Source organism: Paenibacillus radicis (ex Xue et al. 2023) (assembly GCF_024722015.1).
GTDB lineage: Bacteria > Bacillota > Bacilli > Paenibacillales > NBRC-103111 > Paenibacillus_S.
Window position 1 is genome coordinate 72,051 of sequence record NZ_JANQBD010000010.1, and the last position, 20,629, is coordinate 92,679.

Consider the following 20,629-nt stretch of genomic DNA (forward strand, 5'->3'; position numbering starts at 1 on the left):
TTACATAACAAACGCACACAAGCTCGGAAAGAAAGGGTGACCCTTAGTGAATATATTAATTATTGAAGACGATCCCAGCATTCAAATGCTGCTTAAATTAAGCTTAGAGGTTGAAGGCTTCCATTCCATAGTTGCAGGCACAGCAGCGGCAGGCATGAAGGAGCTTGACGATCAGCAGCAGCCGATAGATCTAATCTTGCTTGATTTAATGCTACCAGACCGTTCAGGGTTCGAGCTTTTGCAAGCGCTCCAGCAGCAATATAAGTCAATTCCCGTAATCGTGCTGACTGCGAAAAATGAGATGAATGATAAAATACTCGGCTTTCAACTGGGCGCAGACGATTACTTGACCAAACCTTTCGAGACAAGGGAGCTTATACTTCGTGTGCGGGCGGTCATGAGACGGATGAAAGCGACTGCGGCCCCCCTGTCCGAAACTATTCAAATCGGGCTGATTGAAATTGACAAGGGAGAGCGGAATTTGTTAGTCGCGGGCTCCTATGTCAAAACGACCAGCAAAGAGTTTGATTTCATGTGGTTGCTGTGCACCAATCCGAAAAAAGTGTTCACACGCGAGCAAATATTAGATCAAGTGTGGGGCTTTGAGTATTACGGCCAGACGCGTTCCGTTGATATGATGGTCAACCGTTTGAGGGAAAAAATGAAGCCTCATGACCATTTGGTGGCAACCGTACACGGTACAGGCTATAAGCTGGAGGTATAAACGATGGGCTTGCGAAATAAGCTGTTTCTCCAGCACACGGTCACCATCATCATGCTGCTTACAGCGATGTACTTTATCGTGAATTATACGCTTAGCAAAAGCATGATTGAACGCGACACTCAAACTTTGAGCCAATATTTTGCGCTGCACCGGATTGAGGCTTTAAAAATTGTTAATGATAAAAAGATCAATATAGAGCAATTGTTTTCAGGTGCTTACGCACCGCTCATTGCTTCCCATCTGGCCGCGAATAGCAACTTTCAGGTACAGCTATTTGCGTTGGATGAAACAATTGTCGGCAATAGCGGCGATAAAGAGAATTTGCTTAAACGCAGTGATATCGAGACTGTGCTCAAAGGCGAGACAGCGACGGTTATAACGGAGGCGGCGGATACTCAATATTTAATTTATTCAGCCCCATTCAGATATGAGGGCAAGATTGTGGGCGGCTTTCGTTATTTACTTGATTTGAATCAGCATGTGCAGACACAGAAACAAATGCGATATTGGTTTATCGGAGTGGCTCTGGTTTGCTTATTGATTTCCCTACTGGCGAGCTACTCCTTTTTTTCCATCCTGATGAAGCCATTGCAAGATTTGCAGCAGGCGCTTAAGCTTGTATCCGTCGGTAATTTCAGCAAAAAAATTGTCGTTAATAGTCAAGATGAAGTGAGGGAGCTGGCAGCAGACTTTAATCATATGTCCGACGCGCTTCAACAGCATATTGAGCTGCTGCACTATGAGCAAGGCAAGCAAAAGACGTTTTACGACAATATGACGCATGAGCTGAAGACACCGCTGACCTCGATCATTGGGTTTTCCGATTTGATTGCCAAGATGGATCAATTGGATGATATCAAGACCTGCAATATGTACATTCGCAAAGAGAGCGACCGCTTGTTAAACATGGTAGAGGATCTTTTGCAAACGTCACTTAAAGGAAATGAGATTTGGCGCGTTAAACTCGAACAGGTAGACCTGTCGACGATTCTCTCAGATAGCCTGAGGATTTTAGAGCCTACTATTCAAAAATCATCTATCATCACAAATCTGCAAGCTGACGCCTGCGAAGTGTATTTGGATCCGAAGCTTACGCAGCAGGTGTTGTTTAATGTGATTGACAATGCCATTAGACATGGGGAATGTACGCATCTGGATATTAGGCTGGAATGCTGCGAGGGAGAAGGCCGGGTACATATTGTTGATAACGGCAGAGGTATTTCAGAGCAGGACAGGCAGACCTTGTTTCTTCCCTCTGAATATAAGCAGGACCGTATTATATCAGCGCAATCGCATGGGCTTGGTTTACCGCTGTGCAAACAGTTCATGGAGCTGCAGGGCGGCAGTATCCTCATCACAAGTCAGGAGGGGAAAGGGACGGAAGTGCAGCTGAGATTTAGTACATTGCCACCCTTATAAGTCCCATGTAAGCGCTTGTTACAAAATTGATACAAACCTATGATTTTTTTGAGATAAAAGGAGGGTAAAGTAAATGCCAGGGGAAAAGAAAGGGCTTTCATGGTTTCGTCTCATTCTACTGCAAGTCGTTGTTGCCTGCATCTTGGTTGGCATTTGCGCCTATGCATTCCGAATTCCATATGATGAAGTGCATGTTGTACCTCCTCAGCAGGATGGCCGCGATATGTTCGCCGGTGTTCCAATGCGCGTCGATGTTACTTACCCTGGTTTAGGCACCATCTCGATCGATGAACCGAAGGAACTGCTGAAGCTGAAGTCCTCGTTTGCCGGACTGCTGGTTCTAGGGAAGCAACAGAATTCAATCAGGCCTCCCCGGCTGCTTCTTACAGGAGTAATGGCTTATTTGGATCAGGAGGACATCCCGTTCCAAATCGAGACGAACACATTTCGCTTCGGTCAGGAATCGGTGAACTCACTTAATGTAAGCGCTGAAATTCGCAAGCTTCAAAGTATACTGATCGATAAAACGTTAACTTCAGCTACGGTTGGAATGGCTATTGATGATAGCCGTAACGAGGTGTTTGCTCTACAGAACGGCGAGCTTACACTACTGTCCAGGGTGGAGCGGGCAGAGCTTACCGCACAGGTAGAAGCGGCGGTTCGAGTGATTGATTTTAGTCATTTTGACGACTTGGCCCAACAGCCTGACGCCCACTATGTTATACAACTGGCAGACGATCATGTAACCAAGAAGCATTGGATTCACATCGACCGCTATAACAACGCTTACATTGTCGTTTTTGATTTACTGGATGAGACCAACCAAAGAGCCTATTTCAAGCTGAACGATGCCTCATAAATAATTTTTGAAGGGATGGTTGATGAAATGGCTAGAAAGAAAAGCAATACTTCGCTCATTAGTTTATCTGTAATTGTAGTTGTGCTGATAGCAGGGTTCTTTATGTACAAATCGGGAGTATTCGGAGGTAAGGTTCAGGGGAAAGTTACCGTGTATTCGATCTTCCAAGAGGAAGAAGCTCGTATGCTTCTTGAAAAGTTCAAAGCGGAAACGGGCATTGATTACGATGTTCTGCGTTTGCCAAGCGGTGAAGCGGTTTCACGTGTACAGAATGAAATGGGTAAGCCGCAAGCCGACTTTTTAATGGGCGGTCCGGCAGATTCTCATGAGGTATTGAAAAAGGCAGGGGCTTTGGAAGCTTACGTCTCGCCGAATGCATCTGATATTCCTGACAACATGAAGGATAAAGACGGAGCTTGGACCGGATTTTATTTGAATCCAATTGCAATCGGTATCAACGAGAAGCGTTGGAAGGAAAAATACGGAACAGCCGCCTATCCGCAGACGTTTAAAGATTTGCTGGATCCTAAATTCAAAGGTGAGATCGGTATGTCCGATCCGGCTACGTCAGGTACGTCCTACACAGCCGTTGCATCTCTCGCTCAAGTATGGGGCAAGGATGAAATGCTGAAGTATATGACCCAGTTGCTGCCAAACCTGAAGGAAAGACCGAAATCCGGTATTGAGCCTATCCAAAAAGCCGGTAAAGGTGAATACACTATCGGAATTACCTTCCTGGGCGACCAGATTAAAGTGAAAAACCAAGGCAATCCGATTGTTAGTATCGTTCCGGAAGCTGCAGGCTATGAAGTAGGCGGACTTGCCATTGTTAAGAATGGTCCGAATACAGCCGCTGCCAAAAAACTGATGGATTACATGCTAACTAAAGAACCAGGAATGATTTATACACAATCGGCCTATTCCGTTTCGGTTAAGCCATCCGTGCCTATTCCACAGGGCGGTGTTGATATCAAAACAACCAAATATAACAAAACATATAGCTTATGGACAGCAGCTGAACAAAGAAAAGCGCTTCAGGATGCTTTGAAGGATTTGAAATAAGTTGTGCCAGAGGGGTACTGCAGGCACGTTGAGTTCCCGCAGTACCCCTAATGGAACAAGAAGAAAGGTGGTAGCTCTCCCCCTATGAAAGAGAAAAGTGGCATCGGGGAGTCGATCGGCAGGCTCTTAAAGGATCCTTCTTCACTCATGCTCGTATTGATTTGTTTTGCGCTGTTGCTTCTGTTTGTTATTTACCCGCTAGTATTCGTCATTTTTATTCCAAGTGGTGGAGATTGGGGAACGTTTTTTAGTAAAAGCCGTTACGGAACAGCTCTTCTTAATACAATAGTCAGTTCCTCACTGTCAGCAATTACGGCAACGATATTTGGTTTTATCTATGCATACGCTATTAATTATAGCAACATTGCAGGGAAGAAATTTTTTCGATTCATTGCTTTTTTACCGCTGCTGGCACCTTCGGTGATGAGCGGCTTGGCCTTCCTGCTGTTGTTCGGCCGGGGTGGCTCTGTATCCCAATGGATGAAAGCATGGTTTGATGTCGAGCTTGATTTATATGGGCTGCCTGGTCTATGGATTGTCCAGACGATTTCTTATTTCCCGCTTGCTTACATGACCATTACAGGCGTACTTCGTTCGATTTCTCCGAATCTGGAGATTGCAGCACAAAATCTGGGCGCTAGAGGCTTTAAGCTGTTTCGTACGATTACCTTTAAGCTGGCGCTGCCCGGAGTCATTAACGCTTTCTTACTCGTAGCTATTAACTGCTTTGCTGATTTTGGAAATCCGAAGCTGATTGGCGGCAATTATTCCCTATTGGCTGTTGAAATTTATGGTGAAATCATTAATAACCAACCTGGGCTTGCTTCCGTTATGGGTATTATTCTTGTTATTCCAGCCCTGCTAGTTTTTGTCCTTCAGAACAAGATCATGTCCAAGGGCTCTTATTCAACCATTACAGGTAAGCCTGTATCAGGTTTGAATCGGATTACGACCTCAAGAAAGACGAATATCCTGCTTTTTTCGTTTAATAGTCTAATCTCCTTATTCATCATAGCGATGTTTGCGATTACGATTTTGTTCGCTTTTACGAAAAATTTCGGAAGAGACAATACGTTTACACTGGATCATATAATGAAAGTCGTATTTAATCCGTCCAGTCCTGCGGTGCTTAACAGCTTGGTGTTATCTCTAATCAGCTCTTTGCTTGCTGTTGCGTTTGCGTTGGTGTTAGCTTATGTCGTTGTGCGCAAACCGTTTCCAGGCAAAAGATTGCTGGACTTCACAGCAGTGCTGCCGATTGCTTTGCCGGGTACCTTCGTAGGGCTCGCCTTGATTGTAGCCTTTAGCTCAGGACCGATCATTCTTCAGGGCTCTGCCGTATTGATTATCGTAGCGATGCTGCTTAAGCAGATGCCTGTCGGGTACCGTGGATTGACCGCATCGTTCAAGCAGGTAGATAAATCCATCGAAGAGGCGGCAACGAATCTTGGCGCTGATAGCCGCAAGACATTGACGACCATTGTATTCCCAATGCTGCAAAAAACGGTCGTAGCTAATTTTGTCTATGCTTTTATGAAAAATATGAATACGTTAAGTACGATTGTTTTCCTCATTACGCCTCAATGGGTTGTAGCGGCTGTATCCATTTTTAATTACGCAGAGACCGGAACTTATTACTGGGCTGCCGCCGTGGCGGTGGGACTGATGGGTGCAACGCTTGGGACACTGGGCATAATGAAGTTGATTTTTGGCAACAAGGTAAAAATCTTTGATTTCTAGATGCAGGGAGTGGTCGTAATGAGCACACAGGTGCTGCTTGATCTCAAGAATGTGAATAAGGTGTTCGGTACCAATCACGTTCTCAAAAATATTGATTTGCAGATTGAAGCAGGTAAATTTATTACTTTCTTAGGGCCCAGCGGCTGCGGAAAGACGACCCTGCTGCGTTCTATCGCAGGATTTTACACGGTAGATGAGGGTGAAATCTGGATTGACGGGAAGCTTGTGAATGATCTGCCTCCTTACAAACGGGGAACCCCGATGGTGTTTCAAGAGTATGCCCTATTTCCTCATATGACGGTGTTCGATAATGTCGCCTACGGCCTGGATATTCAGAAGCGCCCCGAAGCGGAGATACAGGACCGGGTCAAGGCAGCTTTGGCTAAGGTGAAATTAACCGGCTTGGAGGAGCGTTACCCGCATGAAATGTCTGGTGGACAGCAGCAGCGTGTTGCGATGGCGCGAGCTCTTGTCATGGACTCCCCGATCATATTGTTGGATGAGCCGCTAAGTAATTTGGATGCCAAGCTGCGGGAAGAGGTACGGGTCGAGCTGCGGAATATACAGCTGGATCTTGGTTTAACCGTCATTTACGTAACCCACGATCAGCTGGAGGCTTTGTCCATGTCGGATCAGATTGTTGTTTTTAATAAAGGTGTTATTGATCAGCACGGCACGCCGCATGAAATTTACTATAAGCCTCGTACGCAATATGTAGCCGATTTTATTGGGACAACGAATTTTGTTGAAGCTGTCACGGTTCATATAGATGGGGAAAACGTGACTGTAAAATACGGCAGTGCTAGTGATACTGTAACTATAAGCACCAAAGAGCAGCTAACAGTTGGAGAGCAGGTGCTGCTAAGCATTCGTCCGGAATCGATGCGCATCAATCAACAGCCCGATCCAGGAGATTTTGAAATGAACGGTGTCGTAGTTAAATCGTCTATGTTTCTCGGTGAGAAAGAGCGGTATTTCCTCGCAGGAGACGAGGGGAAGGAATGGATCGTTGACGCCTATGACATAGGCCAGACTTCCTTTCAAGGTATAGTGAAAATACGAGCTGCAGCGGATAAAATTCATTTGATTAAAGTGGCGAAGTAAAATAGAATAAGCTCACAATAGTGAATACTAAAAAAGGAAAACAACGGTTTTCCTTTTTTGGCCTTGATACAATTACGTGAGACTTGAAAGAAAGCTGGCGAAGCTATTTATCCTTGGATTCTATGCGCAGGAGGCGGTTGGTATGTGGAAGAAAGGAATCGTTATTCTAATATTGGCAGCAGCGGCGTTCATAGGCTATTCCTTTTATTCGGAGAAAACAAGCAGCCAGCCCCTTAAAGTTTACGTTATATTTCAGGAAGACGAGGGCCGCATTTTGCTGGAAAAGTTTAAAAAGAAGGCCAATCAGCCGTATGAAATGATTCGTATGTCCAGTGGGGAAGCAAGCTACCATCTGTTGACTATAGAGAAAACAGGGATTGATGTTGTGCTAGGCGGTCCGGCTGATCTCCACGAGCAGCTGAAAAACAAGGGGAAATCCGTTCATTATACCTCCTACATGGCTGATGGAATATCGGCACAATATAAAGATAAGGAAGGCTATTGGACAGGTATGTATATGGGGGCGCTTGCGATTGGCGTTAATCAGACGGTATGGCGGCAGGACCCGCAATTGGCCTCCTTACCGCTGCCGCAGAAGTATGAAGATTTATTGCGCCCTGAGTTGAAGGGGAAAATAGAAATCCCTGACCCGGAAACCTCAGGAACTGGCTATACACTCCTTGCTTCGCTTGCTCAGCAGCGGGGGGAGGACGAAGCCATTCAATTGATGCAGGCGCTTAAGAAGCAGAGCTCATCGACCACTTTTGCAGGGATCACTTCTGCACAACGTTTAGCCGTCGGGGATGTGGCAGCGGTAGTGAACTTCCTCGGTGACCAGCTGCGTTTTAAAAATTCGGGCTATGACATCAACTCCTATATTCCCCCTCAAGCAGGCTGGGAGATTGGTGCTGTATCCATATTGAAGAGTGGGAACAATACAGCAGCGGCCCAAAAGTTCGTTGATTTTGTGTTATCCAAAGAGGCGCAGACCGAATACATGAATACCGCATTCTCTTTTCCTGTACTTCCCAACATTACGGTCAATCCGCTGCTAACTCCTGTAAAGCTGGAAAATCTGCTCGTGACTTATCGCTTTGATATCGCCGCACGTCATCGTGAGCAATTGCTGAATAGATGGCGCTTGGTCAAGTAACTGAAGCTTCATTTGAGCACTGAATAATGCCCTTAAAATGGTAAAAAGTGGACATTGTAAGAGAAACCAATCTAACGATACCTTGTTATGATTTCGGTTTTTCTCACAAAAATGTCTGCTTTTTTTTATGTTTATTTTGGAATAAAGATAGTAAACTTACTCTAATTTCAACTAGACCTGACTAAATTGAATGAAAGATAGGAGGAATGATGAACGAAACAGACACTTGCGAAGCGAGTTTTTACTACGTAAAAACTATAAAGAGGTCAGAAAAGTGAATGCCTGCACATCCACATGTAAAAGGAATTACGGCAGCTGTGCTGGGTGGCCAGCCGGTGTTGTCAACAGCCTGCTCAAGCTGCTCGGGTCCTGCAGCTGCAGATAAACCTGCGAATAATAACAGCCCGAAATCAAACAAGCTGCCTATCGCGAAAGGTGACGTAACCTTAAAGGGGGACGGGGGATGGCGATAGAGAGTACAGCAGCCGAAAAGCTGTTTAATCTGGTAAATATTTTATTCATGATACTGCTAATGCTAGTAACTATTTACCCCCTTTATTATGTGATCCTCGCATGCTGCTGAAGCATGAAGGGCTATTATGGACGATCCTTGGGCAATGTCATTTCTGCGGTCCCAGTTTGTTTATCCCTTTCTGCAAAAATAGTTTGTCAAAGGCTTAATGATCGGAGCACTTAAAGGGTAGTAAAACGTGCTTTAATGAACAAAAAATTATATAGCGAAGGATAGTGATTAGATTGGATAAAAAAACTAGAGTTCTTAACGCATTGAACAAGCAAGCTGTAGACAAGGTTCCTGTTGGCTTCTGGTTTCATTTCTCTGGCGAAGAGGCCAAAGGGGAAGCATGCATAGAAGCTCATGTTCAGCATTATAAGGATAGCGATATCGATTTTATCAAAATTATGTGTGATGGTTATTTCGCTTTTCCAATTAATGCGGAAATCAAAGAGGCAACAGATTGGCGTAAATTGAAGCCATTGGGCAAGGACCATCCATATATCAAAGAGCAGGTTGAACGGGCAAAAGGGATCAGCGACCGTGTTAACGGGGAGTGCTGCATATTTTACAATGTGTTCGCACCTTTCTCCTGCATTCGGTTCGGAACTTCAGATGAGCTCGTTATGAGGCATTTGAAAGAGGATCCTGAGGCTGTCATGTATGCATTGGATGTAATTGCGCAGGATCAGGCTATGCTGGCAGAGCTTATTATTACAGAAGGTCAATGTACCGGAGCTTATTATTGCTTACAGGGCGGAGAGATGGATCGTTTCACCTATGACGAATACCGGAAGTGGATTACGCCAAGTGACAAATATGTGCTGGACCATGCCAATAAATTTAGCGATAATAACATGCTTCATCTATGTGGTTGGGCAGGCATTAAGAATCGTTTGGAATGCTGGCGGGATTATCCGGCAAAAGCCTTTAACTGGGCTATATATGTAGAGGAATTAGGATTAAAAGAGGGGATGGAATTTTTTGGTGGAAAGGCTGTTTTGGGCGGATTCGATAATACAAAGGAAGGCCTTTTATATAGCGGTACGAAAGCAGATGTCGATCAATTTACAGCTAATCTCATAGAGGAAACGGGTACTACCGGGGTTATTCTAGGTGCGGATTGCTCACTTTCTGGCGATATCGACAGGCAGCGGATTAAATGGGTAGTAGAAGCAGCCAAAGCGGCCCAGTAACCGTACATCGGGAAGGGCTTAATGAGCCCAGGTGAGGAGAGAGAAAATGGCGATGCACATTGGACACTCAGTTCGGCAATACGAGAAGGAAATGATTCATCACTTGCGCCAGCTTATTCAAATCCACAGTGTAATGGAAGAGCCTAAGCCGGGGATGCCGTATGGCGAGGGAGTAAACCAAGCTCTGCATTACATGCTGGATCTGGCTTCAGAACTGGGATTTCGGACGGCCCATGTGAATGGCTATACAGGGCATGCTGAATTTGGTTCCGGAGACGAGATAGCTGCCGTTGTAACCCATGTCGACACGGTACCCATCGGTGATGGATGGACATATCCTCCACTGTCGGCCGAGATTGTGGACGGCAAAATTTATGGACGGGGTGCATCCGACAATAAATTCGCGGTTATTGCGGCGCTTTACAGTCTATATGCGCTTAAGCAGGCAGGTTTCATTCCGGATCGGAGGATTCGGGTTATCTTCGGCACGAATGAAGAGAATGGCATGAACGATCTGGACTATTATTTCGAGCAGGAGCCATTGCCGGACTACGCTTTTGTTACCGATGGGGGATATCCAATATCGAATGCTGAGAAAGGGGTTATCACCTTTTCGTGGATACAAAAGCTGGAAGCAAGCGGCAGCGCCAACTGGATCCGGATCGAGGGTGGAGACGCCGCTAATGTGGTGCCTGACCTGTGTCGTGCCGAAGTGCTTGCGGTAGATGGCAAGCAGTTATTAGCGCTGGAGAAGACAGGAAAGGCGTCTCACGGAGCTTGGCCGCATAACGGGATCAATGCGATCACTCGTTTGATTGAGGAAATTACGTCTAACCCGCTCTGTTCGGGTCTTGCGGCTGAGCCGTTTCTGCGGTTTCTGCAGCAGCGAGTCGGTAAGGAGCTGGATGGAACTTCTCTTGGCATCGCTTTTGAGGAAGAGATACATGGCAATGTTACCGTGAACTTGGCGAGCATCGCTGTAAACCGTGAGGAAGCTAAAGTTACGCTGAACATCCGTTACCCCGTGTCGGCGGAGGGGGATGAAATCATTTCCCTTCTTACAAAGATTGCCGCAGACGCCGGGCTGGAAACTGTCGTTAAAGCACATATGCCTGCACTGTACATGGCACCGGACCATCCGTTAATCGGCATGCTAAGCCGTGCTTATGAGACGGTGACTGGCGAACAGGCGAGGCTGATTTCCATGGCGGGAGGAACCTATGCGAAGAAGCTGCACAATCGCGGAGTCACCTTCGGCCCTTCTTTTCCGGGATCGCCAGCCACTAATTTTCACCAGGCAGACGAAAATATCGGAATCGATCAATTGATGCGGCATGCTGAGGTTTGTACCCAAGCGCTATATGAGCTGTCGAAGAAATAGCAAATAACAAAAAGTCAGAATTACCAGAAAGGGGGTATTCGCTTGAACTCGCAAAAGAACCCTTTACCGTTTACATTTGTTGCCCACGATAAGCATGATGAGAGGCATCAAGGGGCTGTTTCGATCCCCATCTATCAGAATACATTATTTTCTTACGCCAAAAGCGATGAGCCGGGGCATTCCTTCAAATACAGCCGGATGGGAAATCCGACGGTACAGGAATTAGAAAAGCGATTGGCCGCACTGGAGTACGGAGAGAGGGCTCAATGCTTCGCTTCCGGTATGGCTGCTATTTCTGCGGCTATCTTATCTACCGTACGAACGGGTGATCATATCATATGCGTTGATCAGGTGTATTTCGGCACCAGAGAGTTTTTGGAGTTTTTCTTGACCCGGTATGGCGTTGAAGTAACCTATGTGGACGGCACATCCATGGATAAAATTACGGAAGCCATTCGTGAAAATACAGCTCTTATCTATTTGGAGAGTCCGACCAGCTATTATTTCCAGCTGCAGGATTTGGCTGCCTGCGTCCAAGCTGCCAAAGCGCGCAGCATTAAAACAATCATTGATAATACATGGGCGTCTCCATGTTATCAAAATCCGCTGCGGATGGGCATCGACCTGGTTGTTCATTCGTTAACGAAATATGTCGGTGGGCATAGCGATGTTCTAGGTGGCGCTGTGATTGGATCATCGGAGCTTATTGATAAATTGAGCCGTATCGACCATCAACTGTTGGGAGGGGTGATGACTCCTCATACGGCGTCCTTATTGCTGCGTGGAATGAGGACTCTTCCTTTGCGGATGGAACGCTTAAGCAAGTCAGCGCAGACAATGGCGGAATACTTCAGCACAGTTTCCTGCATAAGAAGGGTCAATTTTCCCGGGCTCTCCACGCATCCTCAGCATGAGCTCGCCCTTTCGCAGATGGGCGGTTACGGCAGTCTGATGTCCATCGAGGTGGAGGGTACGCTTGAGCAGGCCAAAACATGGGTGGATCAGCTCGATTATTTCAGAATCGGCCTCAGCTTTGGAGGGTATGAAAGTCTGGTGCTGGTGGTAGGCTTGGTGCCCGATGCCTCGCCCGAGCGTCCAGTAAGCTTGATTCGGTTTAATATTGGGCTGGAAGATACGGCTGATTTGATTGAAGATGTGAGCAGCATCCATTCGTTTTTTCAGCCTAAACAAAGTCCCGGCAATCAGGATAAGGGCTTTGATTTTAACATAGCCAGCGTATAAACAGCGTTATCGGAAAATCGGCCGGGCCTTAGTTCCCGCACCGATTTTTCGCTGTTTAGGAATGGGGATGCAACAGGTTTTTATGAACATCGGAGGCGCCATTCACTAGCAACTGGATTTGAATTTGGAGGTTTACTTCATCTCCTTTACTTATTTGGCACGTTAGAGGAACAAGGATGCGCTATTTTGAACTGCACACGTGATCATTCGAGTGAAAGGGAACTACGATCACTTATTTACTTGAAATATGGCATTACAGCCTATTGGAGGATGAAATAAGGCATCGTAGTTCCTCAGCTCCATGAATTCGAGTGGAAGTATAGTAAATAAGGGACTGACGTTCCGCTTAAGAATATTAGTGAGCAGTAGCCCCTCTCAAGAGAGCAACTCAATCGATGAAAAGGTTTAGTATGATGTTATCTCCTCAAACAGGAGAAGCCTCGGTATCGGATCGAGACCGGTTAGAATGCTGGGATGGGAAATAGGGAAACAAGGAGAAAGGAAGCAAGGAACAAGCAGCAGAGAAGCAGGGAAGCAGGGAAGCAGGGAAGCAGGGAGCAAGGGAGCAGGGAGCAGGGAGCAAGGAAGCAGGGAGCAAGGAAGCAGGAAGCAAGGAAGCAGGAAGCAGGAAGCAGGGAGCAAAGAGCAGGGAGCAAGGAGCAAGGAGCAAGGAAGCAGGGGGCAAGGAAGCAGGGAGCAAGGAAGCAAGGAAGCAAGGAGCAAGGAGCAAGGAAGCAGGGGGCAAGGAAGCAGGGAGCAAAGAAGCAGGGAGCAAGGAGCAAGGAGCAAGGAGCAAGGAGCAAGGAAGCAAGGAAGCAGGGAGCAAGGAGCAAGGAAGCAAGGAAGCAAGGAAGCGAGGAAACCAAGAAATAGGGGAGCAGGAAAGCAAGGAAGCAAGAAGCAAGGAAGCAAGGAAACAAGGAACAAGGAACAAGGAAGCAGGAAGCAAGTAAATCAGGAAATAGGAAAGCAGGAAATAGGAAAGCAGGAAATAGGAAAGCAGGAAAGCAGGAAAGCAGGAAAGCAAAGCAAGCAAGCAAGGAAACTTCCCAAGCATAGAGTAGAACAAGAGAGGGAATGGGTATGGGGTGTAGGAGCAATAGCGTCCGCCTTTGAAGGTGTGTTCACACCGCTGCAAGCCGTTTAATCAAGGAACATGACTTCAACAGTGGCCGTAACCCCATACCCTATTCCCTCCCAACGCACCAACGTATGGGTCTAGCCAAGGAACTAGGGTCTGGTTTTAGAGGTCTGGGTTTAGGCGACGCACCAACGTATGGGTAGCCAAGGAACTATGCTCTGGTTTTAGATGACGCCCCAACGTCTGGTTTCAGCCAATGTATTAAGACAGGAACTGGTGATCGGCGAGATTTACTGGTTGAGAATATAAGAGTGCAGCTCCATTTCCTCAAAGGAATTTGGCGATCTGCCATCTGAGAGGCTATGGTATAATTTACACAGGTGATCCTATGAGAAACTTAAAAATCAAACATAAGCTATTCATTTTTATCATTATGGGGGCTTTTTTGACCAGCTTCCTGGGCTGGCTGTTTGTACAGCTTTCGCAATCCTTGTATGATAGCTTGATCTATCGAGAAACAACGGATAAGTTTCACCTGTTCTCGCAGCGGATCGAAGAAAAGCTGCTGAATATCGATAAATTATCCCTTTCGATCATGTCCGACGCAGATGTCCAAAGGTATTTGAAAGAAATCAAGACAGCTCCAGGGACCTATGAGGCTTATTTCGCAGCAAATGAATTAAAGAAGAAGCTGCTTTCCTATCATTTATTCGATTACGCGGTCTCCTCCATTACGATTCTTGATACAAACAATAATTCTCATGGTGTCGGATTAAATGTCAAAACCATCAGTTCCAGCGATATGGAGAGCCTGCGTGAAAAAGCTTCGGAATATAAAGGGGCGAGCGTCTGGGTGGGAGGGATACTGCAGGACGACGCTTTTTTCTCCCTTCGCGAAATTCGTGAGATTGATGATTCCAGCATGGAACCGCTCGGGACTTTGTTGATTAGAACCTTTGCAGATAAAATTATATATGCCTCACCGAGTGAAAGCAGGTATTATGATTCTACGCTGCTCATCGTATCGGGAGATAAAGTTATTTATCCTGGTGAAAGTCCAATCAGTTATCAGGAGCAGGAGCTACTTTTTAATGATGTGAATAATTATAGCTTGATCACCTTGAATCACGAGAAATATTTGGCCGCCTATTTTACCCTTCAATATACGGGGTGGACCTTTATCCATCTTGTGCCCTATGGGTCCATCTTCAAAGATACGTTTATTATGAAGATTGTATTGATCTGCTTGTATGTTGTTGTTTTGCTTATCATTCTGCTGGTTGGCCTGCGATTTTCCAAAAGCATTACCCAGCCGATCGAAAAGCTAACGAAAAAAATTACGGTGGTAGAGAAGGGGAATTTCGAGCTGGATAAGCTGGAGTTTCCAGAAAATCGGGACGAAATCGGCCAGCTTAGCCGTAATTTCGATAAGATGATAGATAAATTGGATACATTGATCAAAGAAAATTATGTGAAGCAAATCATGCTTAAAGATGCCGAGTACAATACGTTAAAGGCCAAATTAAACCCGCATTTCCTATACAATACATTGGATTCGATCAATTGGTTAGCGAGGATGAACGGACAGCAGCAAATTTCGGGTATGGTCAAGGCACTGGGAAGTCTGCTTCGAAGTACAGTGAATGATAAGGAATTTATTACGCTGAAGGAAGAGATCGGGAATTTATCCAATTATATTTACATTCAGCAATTCCGGTTCGAAGACCGCTTGGTTTATCGTATGCGAATAGAAGAGCATCTTCACTCGTTGTATATTCCATGTATTATTTTGCAGCCTATCGTTGAGAACAGTATAAAATATGGGGTGGAGACCGCTTCCGAGATGTGTGAGATAACCGTATACGCAGAGGAGTTACCTGACAGGCTCGTTATTATTGTCCAAGATACCGGACCGGGAATGGATGCGGATTATTTGAGTAAATTGGAGCTTAATGAGGTAGCAGCGGAGGGAACGGGTATTGGATTGAGAAGCATCAATGAACGGCTGAAAATTTTATTCGGAGAGCCTTATGGCATTCGTATAGAGAGTGAGCCGGATAAAGGCACCATCATTAAAATTTCTATCCCCTATACGAACAGTCCGGCGTAGGGCATTCTGAGTGGAGAGCCGTCCTTTTCCCGCAAATATTCGCGGATTTCCTTCATCAGACAGACTCCATGGCAGCAAATGACGATAGGTGAGGTGTTGAAAATTGATTGATCCGAGCTATAAGGTATTCGTGGTTGATGACGAAAGAATTATACGGGAGGGCATTGCCAAATTAATCGATTGGGATCGATTGGGACTGGATTTTACCGGCTGTGCTCCTGATGGATTATCTGCATACGAGCAAATGCTGGATATACGGCCGGATATTATCATAACGGATGTTAAGATGCCTCGAATGGACGGATTGGAGCTTATCCAGCAAACGATGAAGCTGCTGCCGGATGCCAAGTTTGTCGTTCTATCAGGCCATGGTGAATTTGAGTTTGCCAGCAAAGCGATGCAGCATGGCGTTAAACATTATTTATTAAAGCCTTGTGACGAGATGGACATAACTCATGTATTGCAGCAGGTTATCAGCGAATTGGATGAGCAGAGAAATAAGATCAGCTTCTATCAGCTCATGGAAAACCAGCTTGCCGAAGCGCTGCCTAAAGTAAAAGAGCAGCTGCTAAGAGACTGCTTGCTGAACAGAACCTTTTTTAAGCATGAGATGGAGCATTATAAAAAAATTTTACACATCCAAGATGAGAAGGTAAGATTGATTTTGTTCCAGCTGGAGGCTGCTTTTGAGTTCGTTGAATTATATGCGCTCAAAAATATTTCCGAAGAGCTGATCAAGACACGCAACGTTATGCTCAGCACGATAGTAGGAGATAAGTTTATCATCCTGATCGAAGATATGGAATTACAAGAAATGGTAAATATGACCAGTAAAATCAAAGAGGAATTTGAGAGTAAATATAAAGTCGATTTGACTTTGTCGATCAGTAATCCTTGCACATTTGAAGATATTCCAAAGATTTACCATGATGCCCAGCAGTATTTGAAATACAGGTTTTACCTTGGCGAGAGCAGTATTATTACAAGCGAAGAGGTTGATTTGGAGCTGTCCTCGACCGCAACGGAAATTGTGAATTTGAATTATAACAACATCGTGATGGCAATAAAAATCGGGAATACGGAAGATCTTAAAGACGAATTAGCCTATTTCTTTGATAAGCTGCGCGAGTTTCGTTGTGAAATTAATATGGCGATCAGCTATTGCATCGAATTGATCACGACCATTGTTAGGCAGACGATGCCGGATAAAATCAACGAGAATATTCCCAAAATTGTACCTATCCTTCAGATGAAAACATTGGAGGAGATCCATAGATATATATTTGGCGTGTCTCATGTCATTACCAAAGAAAACTACGAAGTCTATTCACAAAAAAACCGCATGCTCGTTCACAGTATGGTTCAGCATATTCAAGAAAATTTAGGGAATGAGGAGCTGTCACTGCAGTGGCTTGCCAAGCATTATTTCTATATGAATGTGGATTATTTGGGGAAGCTGTTTCGAAAAGAAATGAACGAGAAATTCTCGCAGTATGTAACCAGGGTCAGAATAGAGTGGGCGAAGGAACTTATGACAAAATTTAACAATTATAAGGTGTATGAAATTGCGGAACAAACAGGATTTGGCAGGGATTCGCAGTACTTCAGCAACCTTTTTAAAAAGTATACAGGCTATACGCCGGTGGAATATAAAACGATGATAAAACATGACACTCATTACTGATTTTCAAGTAAAAAGTGTCTGTTTTTTTTATTATCATATGATGGGCAACCAAGTAGAATTAACTTGAAAATGCAAATAGGGGGGGCCAACCTGTTTCATTCTCTCTTATACGATTTTAGAAAATTCAAGATGGGGAGTGTCGTTATGCAGAAGGTTACGTTTCTTTGTTTGACTGCTTTATTGACATTATCGTCCACGCTCGCCGGATGCTCGCAAGGTTCAAGCACCGATGCCGGTGGAACCAAGGGCAAAGAGCCAGCTGCTTCTCAGCCTAATACGGCGGCTCCGAAAAAGAATGACCCCGTCACCTTAAGAATGACCTATTGGGCAGGCTCACAATTGACGGTTGATAAGAACAACGCGGTTATTGAGCTGTTCCAGAAGGCCAACCCGAATATAAAGATAGAAGCGGAATATTATGCGGGCGATGCCTACAATGACAAAATTAATGTACAAGCAGCTTCGAACAGCTTGCCGGATATTGTTCGTGTAGACTACTCGCAAATTCAGAACTATGTAAATAAAGGGATTTTGAAGCCTTTGGATGATTACATAGCCAATAAAACCATCGATATGACCGGTGTAGCGGAAGTTAACATGAAAGGCGGTATTATTAACGGAAAAACCTATGGCATTAACATAGGAAACAATGCCCTAGTTATGTTCTATGACCCTGAGAAGCTGGAAAAAGCCGGCGTTAAGGCACCTGGTCCGGATTATACATGGGATCAATATGAGAAAGACCTGCAGACGATTAAAGACAAGCTGAATATTTATGGCGATACCCATATGATGCAAAGTCATTTTGAAGTATGGCTCAGACAACAAGGCAAATCCTTTTATAATAAGGCGCAGGACGCACTTGGCTATGATGACGATAAATTGTTCATTGACTATATGAACCTGCAGCTCAATTGGCAGAAAAAAGGCATTATAAGCCCAATTGGCGTTGAGCTTGAAGTCAGAGGGCTGGAAGACGGTCCGTTTCCTAAAGGGCAAGCGGCATTCGGCGGATTCTCCTACTGGAGCAACCATGCCGATATAATGGAAACCCAGCTCAAGAAGCCTCTTGGCTATGCGATGTATCCGGGATCAGGCGATGGCAAGGGGATGTATATGAAGCCTTCCTTCTTCCATGGCATTGCAGCCTCTTCCAAACATCCTGAGGAGGCGGCCAAGTTTATCGAGTTTTTCACAAACAATCTTGATGCTGCTAAATCATTGAACGCTTATTTCGGAATGCCGTATCATCCGAAGCTCATTGCTGGTATGCAGAACAGCTTCAGCGATACGCAAAAGAGAGTGTCCCAGTATCTTCAAACGGTCGAAAAACATTCAAGCGTCATTGATCCTCCTGCTCCTGTTGCAGGATCGGAGGTAGGTAAAATCTTTACGAATATACGTGCCGAGGTATTCTACGAGAAGATTACTCCTCAGCAAGCGGCGGAAAAGTTCAGAAAAGAAGCGAATGCAGTATTGGCTAAGAAAAAATAATGGAAGGCTTGGGATAAGCCTGTCTGCAGCTGCATCGGTTTATCCCAAGATTTATCCCAGGACACAACCGAGGTGATGGAGCTTGAGAGGAGTCGGCAACAAAACATTTTGGAGATCCGACAATACGGCGGGATATGTATTTATTTTCCCTTGGTTGTTTGGTTTTCTTGCTTTTTCCATTATTCCTATAGCCGCTTCGCTATATCTTGCTTTTACCAAATACGACATCTTATCTCCTCCGGAATGGGTAGGATTGGACAATTTCAAAGAGATGTTTATGGAAGATTCCCGCTATTGGATATCGGTTAAGGCGACCCTGATTTTCGTGTTTACTGCTGTACCCTTACGCCTCTGCTTTGCGCTCGCTGTAGCGATGCTTCTAAACATGAAGTTGAAATTTCTCGGTTTTTTCAGAGCTACTTATTATTTGCCAACTTTGATTGGAGGCAGTGTCGCCGTATCGGTCATGTGGAGGCAGTTATTTGGTGCATCGGGTGCGTTTAACTCCTTTCTGGAGGCATCCTTTGGAATTACAGAGAAGGTTTCGTGGATCACTCATCCTTCAACAGCCCTTCTGTCGCTGATCGTTTTGTCCGTATGGCAATTTGGTTCCTCTATGCTTATTTTTCTTGCAGGGTTGAAGCAAATACCCGCTGAATTATACGAGGCGGCTCAGGTAGACGGTGCGAACGCATGGCGGAAATTCAAAAGCATCACGCTCCCTTTGCTGACGCCGGTTATCTTTTTTAATCTGGTCATGGGGATTATCAATGGATTCAAGGTGTTCACCGAAGGCATGATCGTAACCGGAGGCGGACCTTTTGATAAGACGTTGTTCTATGTGCTGTATTTGTACGAGAAATCATTCCGTTATTATGAAATGGGATACGGCTCTTCGATGGCGTGGGTATTGCTGCTTATGATCGCTTTTTTTACGGCCGTCGTGTTCAAAACATCTAAACATTGGGTTCATTACGAATCGAAAGGGGATTAGAGCATGAACAGCTCAGCAAAAACAATCAGGCAGTCCGGACGTATTCTTGTTCATGTCTTTGTTACTCTATTTGCCTTGGTCATGATCTACCCTGTGTTATGGATGTTGTCCAGCTCCCTGAAGGATACCACGGAAATTTTCACCCATGCGCATCAATTAATTCCTCTGAAATGGAACTTCGACAATTACGTTAACGGATTTAAAGGGTTCGCGGGCATTTCATTTTCTGTCTTTTTCAAAAACTCCTTTATCATTACCATTCTGTCTGTAATCGGGACGGTTATCTCGTCAACCATGGTTGCGTACGGGTTTGCCAGAATACGGTTCAAGTGGGCATCCTTTTGGTTCGGCTGTATGATGTTGACAATGATGCTTCCAGGCGAGGTACTGATGATCCCACAGTATATCTTTTTTCACAAAATCGGATGGATTAATACATTTTTACCTTTGATTGTCCCCGCATTTTTTGGAGGAGCGTTCTTCATCTTTCTTACTACCCAATTTCTAAGAGGAATTCCCAAAGAATTGGATGAATCGGCTTATATTGACGGATGTGATAAGTATCAGATTTTTATCCGGATTATGGTACCTTTGCTTGTCCCGGCCATTATTACGGTATCGATCTTTAAGTTCTATTGGACATGGGATGATTTCTTCAGCCCTTTGTTATATTTAAATTCGCCCAAATTGGCGACGGTTTCCTTGGCTATTAAAAATTTCTCCGACCCGACGATGAAGACGGACTGGGGAGCGATGTTCGCGATGTCTATCTTGTCTTTGGTTCCAATAGTAGTCGTATTTTTCGTATTTCAAAAGTATATTGTGGAAGGCATAAGTACAACAGGACTGAAGGGCTAGACAGGCAGCCTTTA

General features: G+C 45.0%; 17 protein-coding genes. All 17 read left to right on the forward strand.

Annotated elements, in window-relative coordinates; all coding sequences use genetic code 11:
- Positions 1–46 precede the first annotated feature (46 nt).
- The 17 genes from NV381_RS15080 to NV381_RS15160 all read left to right on the forward strand — a co-directional run bounded on the left by NV381_RS15080 (position 47) and on the right by NV381_RS15160 (position 20,615).
- A complete protein-coding gene (locus tag NV381_RS15080) occupies positions 47–724 on the forward strand; it encodes a response regulator transcription factor (RefSeq protein WP_258214117.1) in 678 nt (225 codons plus the stop codon).
- Positions 725–727: 3 nt separating this feature from the next.
- Positions 728–2,143 (forward strand): sensor histidine kinase, encoded by a 1,416-nt coding sequence (locus NV381_RS15085; protein ID WP_258214118.1) that lies wholly within the window; start codon positions 728–730, stop codon positions 2,141–2,143.
- Between the two features lie 73 nt (positions 2,144–2,216).
- Positions 2,217–3,002, forward strand: a complete 786-nt coding sequence (locus tag NV381_RS15090) for a DUF3919 family protein (protein ID WP_258214119.1) — start codon at positions 2,217–2,219, stop codon at positions 3,000–3,002.
- 27 nt (positions 3,003–3,029) lie between these two features.
- Positions 3,030–4,064: an ABC transporter substrate-binding protein gene (locus tag NV381_RS15095; RefSeq protein WP_258214120.1), complete on the forward strand. Its 1,035-nt coding sequence runs from the start codon at positions 3,030–3,032 to the stop codon at positions 4,062–4,064.
- A gap of 84 nt (positions 4,065–4,148) precedes the next feature.
- Complete coding sequence (locus tag NV381_RS15100; protein ID WP_258214121.1) at positions 4,149–5,804, forward strand: ABC transporter permease; 1,656 nt, start codon at positions 4,149–4,151, stop codon at positions 5,802–5,804.
- Between the two features lie 18 nt (positions 5,805–5,822).
- The gene (locus NV381_RS15105) at positions 5,823–6,908 is read left to right on the forward strand and encodes an ABC transporter ATP-binding protein (RefSeq protein WP_258214122.1); all 1,086 of its coding nucleotides are present in this window, start codon (positions 5,823–5,825) and stop codon (positions 6,906–6,908) included.
- 142 nt (positions 6,909–7,050) lie between these two features.
- Entirely contained in the window at positions 7,051–8,061 is a 1,011-nt protein-coding gene (locus tag NV381_RS15110) for an extracellular solute-binding protein (protein WP_258214123.1), read from the forward strand.
- Between the two features lie 278 nt (positions 8,062–8,339).
- Positions 8,340–8,534: a hypothetical protein gene (locus tag NV381_RS15115; RefSeq protein WP_258214124.1), complete on the forward strand. Its 195-nt coding sequence runs from the start codon at positions 8,340–8,342 to the stop codon at positions 8,532–8,534.
- A gap of 283 nt (positions 8,535–8,817) precedes the next feature.
- Positions 8,818–9,771, forward strand: coding sequence for a uroporphyrinogen decarboxylase family protein (locus tag NV381_RS15120; RefSeq protein WP_258214125.1), 954 nt, complete (start codon positions 8,818–8,820; stop codon positions 9,769–9,771).
- Positions 9,772–9,817: 46 nt separating this feature from the next.
- Complete coding sequence (locus NV381_RS15125; RefSeq protein ID WP_258214126.1) at positions 9,818–11,152, forward strand: Sapep family Mn(2+)-dependent dipeptidase; 1,335 nt, start codon at positions 9,818–9,820, stop codon at positions 11,150–11,152.
- Between the two features lie 42 nt (positions 11,153–11,194).
- The gene (locus NV381_RS15130) at positions 11,195–12,394 is read left to right on the forward strand and encodes a trans-sulfuration enzyme family protein (protein ID WP_258214127.1); all 1,200 of its coding nucleotides are present in this window, start codon (positions 11,195–11,197) and stop codon (positions 12,392–12,394) included.
- 466 nt (positions 12,395–12,860) lie between these two features.
- Entirely contained in the window at positions 12,861–13,541 is a 681-nt protein-coding gene (locus NV381_RS15135) for a hypothetical protein (protein WP_258214128.1), read from the forward strand.
- A 322-nt stretch (positions 13,542–13,863) separates the two neighbouring features.
- On the forward strand, positions 13,864–15,585 hold the full coding sequence (locus NV381_RS15140) for a sensor histidine kinase (RefSeq protein WP_258214129.1): 1,722 nt from the start codon (positions 13,864–13,866) through the stop codon (positions 15,583–15,585).
- A gap of 103 nt (positions 15,586–15,688) precedes the next feature.
- Complete coding sequence (locus NV381_RS15145; RefSeq protein ID WP_258214130.1) at positions 15,689–17,269, forward strand: response regulator transcription factor; 1,581 nt, start codon at positions 15,689–15,691, stop codon at positions 17,267–17,269.
- Positions 17,270–17,413: 144 nt separating this feature from the next.
- Positions 17,414–18,763 carry an ABC transporter substrate-binding protein gene (locus tag NV381_RS15150; RefSeq protein WP_258214131.1) on the forward strand — a complete coding sequence of 450 codons (1,350 nt, stop codon included), beginning with the start codon at positions 17,414–17,416 and terminating at the stop codon, positions 18,761–18,763.
- Positions 18,764–18,845: 82 nt separating this feature from the next.
- Entirely contained in the window at positions 18,846–19,757 is a 912-nt protein-coding gene (locus tag NV381_RS15155) for a carbohydrate ABC transporter permease (RefSeq protein WP_258214132.1), read from the forward strand.
- A 3-nt stretch (positions 19,758–19,760) separates the two neighbouring features.
- Entirely contained in the window at positions 19,761–20,615 is an 855-nt protein-coding gene (locus NV381_RS15160) for a carbohydrate ABC transporter permease (RefSeq protein WP_258214133.1), read from the forward strand.
- The last annotated feature ends 14 nt before the right edge of the window (positions 20,616–20,629 follow it).